At 74.6% G+C, this 5,301-nt stretch carries 5 protein-coding genes and 1 pseudogene; all 6 read left to right on the forward strand.

Features of this window, described 5'->3' with window-relative positions; all coding sequences use genetic code 11:
* Nucleotides 1-262, forward strand: a pseudogene (locus AB6N23_RS17110) (tRNA lysidine(34) synthetase TilS); the annotation flags it as partial.
* Between the two features lie 3 nt (nucleotides 263-265).
* On the forward strand, nucleotides 266-820 hold the full coding sequence (gene hpt / locus AB6N23_RS17115) for a hypoxanthine phosphoribosyltransferase (RefSeq protein WP_378201264.1): 555 nt from the start codon (nucleotides 266-268) through the stop codon (nucleotides 818-820).
* A gap of 132 nt (nucleotides 821-952) precedes the next feature.
* Complete coding sequence (ftsH, locus tag AB6N23_RS17120; RefSeq protein WP_412867182.1) at nucleotides 953-2,998, forward strand: ATP-dependent zinc metalloprotease FtsH; 2,046 nt, start codon at nucleotides 953-955, stop codon at nucleotides 2,996-2,998.
* 76 nt (nucleotides 2,999-3,074) lie between these two features.
* Nucleotides 3,075-3,677 carry a GTP cyclohydrolase I FolE gene (folE, locus tag AB6N23_RS17125; protein WP_412867184.1) on the forward strand — a complete coding sequence of 201 codons (603 nt, stop codon included), beginning with the start codon at nucleotides 3,075-3,077 and terminating at the stop codon, nucleotides 3,675-3,677.
* Between the two features lie 82 nt (nucleotides 3,678-3,759).
* Nucleotides 3,760-4,665, forward strand: coding sequence for a dihydropteroate synthase (gene folP, locus AB6N23_RS17130; RefSeq protein ID WP_412867185.1), 906 nt, complete (start codon nucleotides 3,760-3,762; stop codon nucleotides 4,663-4,665).
* A partial coding sequence (gene folB, locus AB6N23_RS17135; protein ID WP_412867183.1) for a dihydroneopterin aldolase occupies nucleotides 4,662-5,301 on the forward strand: 640 nt, incomplete at its 3' end. The genes folP and folB, both read left to right, overlap by 4 nt.

Below are 5,301 nucleotides of genomic sequence, written 5' to 3' on the forward strand. Positions count from 1 at the left end.
CCGCCGCGCGCTGCACGCCGCCGCCGTGCGCGCGGGCGTCCCCGCGGGGTCGCTGGCACGCCGCCACGTGCTGGCCGTCGACGCGCTCGTCACGGACTGGCACGGCCAGGGCGACGCGCACCTGCCGGGGGCGCGGGCGGCCCGCCGCGCGTGTGGCAGGCTCTACCTCGGCCGGCTCGGCGCGCAGGCGCCCGCCCCCGCGCGCCGCGCGCCCGGGGAGCCGGCCGGCCACGAGCAGGACGAGCGCGACGGGTGGGAGTGAGACGTGGACGCGTCCGACATGGGTGACGACCTCGAGCGGGTGCTGCTGAGCGAGGACCAGCTGCACACCCGGCTGGACGAGATGGCGGCGCAGATCGACGCGGACTACGCGGGGCGTGACGTGCTGCTGGTCGGCGTGCTCAAGGGCGCGGTCATGGTCATGGCGGACCTCGCGCGGCGCGTGCGCGTGCCCGTCGCGATGGACTGGATGGCGGTGTCGTCCTACGGGTCGGGCACGAAGTCGTCCGGCGTGGTGCGGATCCTCAAGGACCTCGACACCGACCTCACCGGCAAGCACGTGCTCATCGTCGAGGACATCATCGACTCGGGCCTGACGCTGAGCTGGCTGCTGTCGAACCTGCGCTCGCGCGGGCCGGCGTCGGTCGAGATCGCGACGATGCTGCGCAAGCCCGACGCCGCGAAGGTCGAGGTGCCGGTGCGGTACGTCGGCTTCGACATCCCGAACGAGTTCGTCGTCGGGTACGGGCTGGACTACGCCGAGCGGTACCGGAACCTGCCGTTCGTCGGCACGCTCGCCCCGCACGTCTACGGCTCCTGACCACGGCGGACGCCGGCGCGCACCCGGCTGTGCCCTGGGCGAACACCCAGGGAACGTCCAGTGCCGCCGTGTACCGTCGTGGGCCGGAAGTCCCTGCGAGCGGAGGATGAGGGGCGCAGGCCCCGATCGCCCATGAACCTCAAGCGTCTCGTCCGCGGCCCCCTGGTCTGGGTCGCGCTGGCCATCGTCCTCACGGTGGTCGCCCTCAGCATGCTGCGCATGCCCAGCGTCCAGCAGGTCGACACCTCGACCGGCCTCGAGCTCCTCGAGGACGGCAAGGTCGAGCAGGTCCTCATCACGGAGGGGACGCAGCGCGTCGACCTCACGCTGACCGAGGCGTACCAGCCCGACGAGGACACCGACCTCGGCACACAGGTGTACTTCTTCTACGTGACGCCGCAGGGCGAGCAGGTCGTCGAGGCGGTCACCGCCGCCGACCCCGCCGAGGGCTTCACGTCGAAGGTGCCGCAGCCGTCGTGGTGGGGCAGCCTGCTCGGCATCCTCCTGCCGTTCGTCATCATCCTGGGCCTGTTCTGGTTCCTGATGTCGAACATGCAGGGCGGCGGCTCGCGCGTCATGAGCTTCGGCAAGTCGCGCGCGAAGCTGGTGAGCAAGGAGTCGCCGAAGGTGACGTTCGCGGACGTCGCGGGCGTCGACGAGGCGGTCGAGGAGCTCCAGGAGATCAAGGAGTTCCTCGCGGAGCCGGCCAAGTTCCAGGCCGTCGGCGCGAAGATCCCCAAGGGCGTGCTGCTGTACGGCCCGCCCGGGACCGGCAAGACCCTGCTCGCGCGCGCCGTCGCGGGCGAGGCGGGCGTGCCGTTCTACTCGATCTCCGGGTCGGACTTCGTCGAGATGTTCGTGGGCGTCGGCGCGAGCCGCGTGCGCGACCTGTTCCAGCAGGCCAAGGAGAACTCGCCGGCGATCATCTTCGTCGACGAGATCGACGCGGTCGGCCGCCACCGCGGCGCCGGCCTGGGCGGCGGGCACGACGAGCGCGAGCAGACGCTCAACCAGATGCTCGTCGAGATGGACGGGTTCGACGTCAAGACGAACGTCATCCTCATCGCGGCCACCAACCGGCCCGACATCCTCGACCCCGCGCTGCTGCGCCCGGGCCGCTTCGACCGCCAGGTCGCGGTCGAGCCGCCGGACCTCAAGGGCCGCGAGCACATCCTCAAGGTCCACGCGCAGGGCAAGCCGATGGCGCCGGGCGTCGACCTCGCGGTCGTCGCGCGCCGCACGCCCGGCTTCAGCGGCGCCGACCTGGCGAACGTGCTGAACGAGGCCGCGCTGCTGACGGCCCGCCGCAGCGCGCAGGTGATCGACGACGCCGCGCTCGACGAGGCGATCGACCGCGTCATCGCCGGCCCGCAGAAGCGGACCCGCGTGATGAACGTCAAGGAGCTCAAGATCACCGCGTACCACGAGGGCGGCCACGCCCTGGTCGCGGCGGCGATGCGCTACACCGACCCGGTGACGAAGGTGACGATCCTGCCGCGCGGGCGCGCCCTCGGCTACACGATGGTCATGCCGATGGAGGACAAGTACTCCACGACGCGCAACGAGCTGCTCGACCAGCTCGCGTACGCCATGGGCGGCCGCGTCGCGGAGGAGCTCGTGTTCCACGACCCGACCACGGGCGCGAGCAACGACATCGAGAAGGCCACCTCGACGGCCCGCAAGATGGTCACGCAGTACGGCATGAGCGCCCGGATCGGCTCGATCAAGCTCGGCCAGGAGTCGAGCGAGATGTTCCTCGGCCGCGACGTCGGCCACCAGCGCGACTACTCGGAGGACGTGGCGGCCGCCATCGACCTCGAGGTGCGGGCGCTCATCGAGCGGGCGCACGACGAGGCGCGCGACGTGCTCGTCGAGTACCGCGACGTGCTCGACCACCTCGTGCTGGAGCTCCTCGAGAAGGAGACCCTGAACGGCGACCAGCTGGCCGAGATCTTCCGGCCGATCACCAAGCGCCCGCCGCGCGACGTGTGGATCTCGGGCGACGACCGCTCGGTCAGCGACCGCGGGCCCGTCATGACGCCGGCCGAGAAGGCCGCGCAGAACGGCCACCCCGTGGTGCCGCAGGACGAGGCGGCCGCCGCGAACGAGGAGCGCCCCGCGACCGCGGTCGTCGAGGTGCCGCCGGGCCAGACGCCCGACGCGAGCGGGCAGCACTGACGTGACGGACGAGCTGCAGGTCGACGGGGCGGAGGCGGACGTGGCGCAGCGGGACCCGGACGCGGTGGTCGTGCCGATCGGCGACACCGGCCGTGGTGCGGGTCGCGCCGTCGGTCCGTTCGACGAGGAGCGCGCCACGCGCGCGGTCCGCGAGCTGCTGCTGGCGGTCGGCGAGGACCCGGACCGCGAGGGCCTGCGCGAGACGCCCGGACGCGTGGCCCGCGCCTACCGGGAGATCTTCGCCGGCCTGTACCAGGAGCCGCGCGACGTCCTCACGACGACCTTCGACCTCGGGCACGAGGAGATGGTCCTCGTGCGCGACATCGAGGTGTACTCGACGTGCGAGCACCACCTGGTGCCCTTCCACGGCGTCGCGCACGTCGGCTACATCCCGGGCGAGGACGGCCGCATCACGGGGCTGTCGAAGCTCGCGCGCCTCGTCGACGTGTACGCCCGCCGCCCGCAGGTGCAGGAGCGCCTGACGTCGCAGGTCGCCGACGCGCTCGTCGAGGTGCTGCAGCCGCGCGGCGTGCTCGTGGTCGTCGAGTGCGAGCACCTGTGCATGTCGATGCGCGGCGTGCGCAAGCCCGGCTCGCGCACCGTGACGTCGGCGGTCCGCGGGCAGATGCGCGACGTCGCCACGCGCGCCGAGGCGATGAGCCTCGTCGCCGGGCGCTGAGCGCGGCGGCGTGCCCGTGCCCGCGGACGAGCGGCTGACGGCGCTGCCGGCGGCCCTGCGCGCCCCCGGGCGCACGCTCGTCATGGGCGTCGTCAACGTCACGCCCGACTCGTTCTCCGACGGCGGTCGCTGGTTCGACGCCGACGCGGCCGTCGCGCACGGGCTCGAGCTCGCCGCGCAGGGCGCGGACCTGCTCGACGTCGGCGGCGAGTCGACCCGCCCGGGCGCGGCCCGGGTGCCGGTCGACGAGGAGCTCGCGCGCGTGCTGCCCGTGGTCCGCCGGCTCGTCGCCGGGGGAGCGGCCGTCAGCGTCGACACGACGCGCGCGTCGGTCGCGGAGGCCGCCGTCGACGCGGGCGCGGTGCTGGTCAACGACGTGTCGGGCGGCATGGCCGACCCGGGCATGGCGGCCGTCGTCGCCCGGACGGGCGCCGCGTACGTGGCGATGCACTGGCGCGGGCACGCGGACGTCATGGACGCGCACGACCGGTATGACGACGTGGTCGCCGACGTGCGGCGCGAGCTGGCCGACCGCGTCGCGGCGCTGCGCGACGCGGGCGTGCGCGACGACCAGGTCGTGCTCGACCCGGGCCTCGGCTTCGCCAAGACCGGCGCGAGCAACTGGCCGCTGCTCGCGCACCTGCCGGAGCTCGTGGCGGACGGGTTCCCCGTGCTGGTCGGCGCGAGCCGCAAGCGCTTCCTCGGGCACCTGCTCGCCGGCGCCGACGGGCAGCCCGTGCCGCCGGCCGCGCGCGACCACGCCACGGCGGCCGTGACGGCCCTCGCGGCGGCGGCCGGCGTGTGGGCGGTGCGCGTGCACGAGGTCGCCGCGTCGGCGGACGCCGTGCGCGTCGCCGCCGCCTGGCGGGCCGCGGCGGCCCCGACGGCGGGCGTCGGCACGGCGGCCACGACCACGAAGGCCGGGCGCGCGACGGTGCGCGTCGGGCATGCTGCGGGCAGGACGCCCGGACCGGAGGGAGTGCGGTGAGCGCGCAGGACGACGTGCAGGACGGCGGCGGGCGACGGCTGGACCAGATCCGGCTCGAGGGCATCCGCGCGACGGGGTACCACGGGGTGTTCGCGCACGAGCGCCGCGAGGGGCAGACGTTCGTCGCGGACGTCGTCGTGCACCTCGACACGCGACGCGCGGCCGCGAGCGACGACCTCGCGCACACCGTGAACTACGGGACGCTCGCCGAGCACGTCGCGGCGGTGCTCGCCGGCGACCCGGCGGACCTCGTCGAGACCGTGGCCGAGCGCATCGCGGCGACCGTGCTCGCGCAGCCGCACGTGCACGCCGTCGACGTGGCGGTGCACAAGCCGCAGGCGCCGATCACCGTGCCGTTCGGCGACGTCGTCGTCTCCATCCGCCGCGGCCGGACCAAGCTGCCCGCCGCCGAGCCGTACCGGCCGGGCACCGGCGACGTCCGGCGCGCCGACACCGGTCCGCGGCCCGCCGTGCCGCACCCGCCGACCGCGCCGCTGCCCGTGACGCCCCCGCCGGGCGTCCAGGTGACCGCCGAGGCGGCGGACCTGCCGCACGACCCGGCCGGGCTGCCGGTGGAGCTGCCGGGCGACCCGCTCGTCGGGTCCGCCGCGGGGCCGGCCGCGGCGACGTCGACCG

The sequence above is a fragment of the Cellulomonas pasadenensis genome (assembly GCF_047229365.1).
Classification (GTDB): domain Bacteria; phylum Actinomycetota; class Actinomycetes; order Actinomycetales; family Cellulomonadaceae; genus Cellulomonas.

Excerpts from the sequence above, each read along its gene's own strand:
- ftsH (WP_412867182.1), top strand. The coding sequence starts at position 953 with ATGAACCTCAAGCGTCTCGTCCGCGGCCCCCTGGTCTGGGTCGCGCTG.
- folP (WP_412867185.1), top strand. The coding sequence starts at position 3,760 with ATGGGCGTCGTCAACGTCACGCCCGACTCGTTCTCCGACGGCGGTCGC.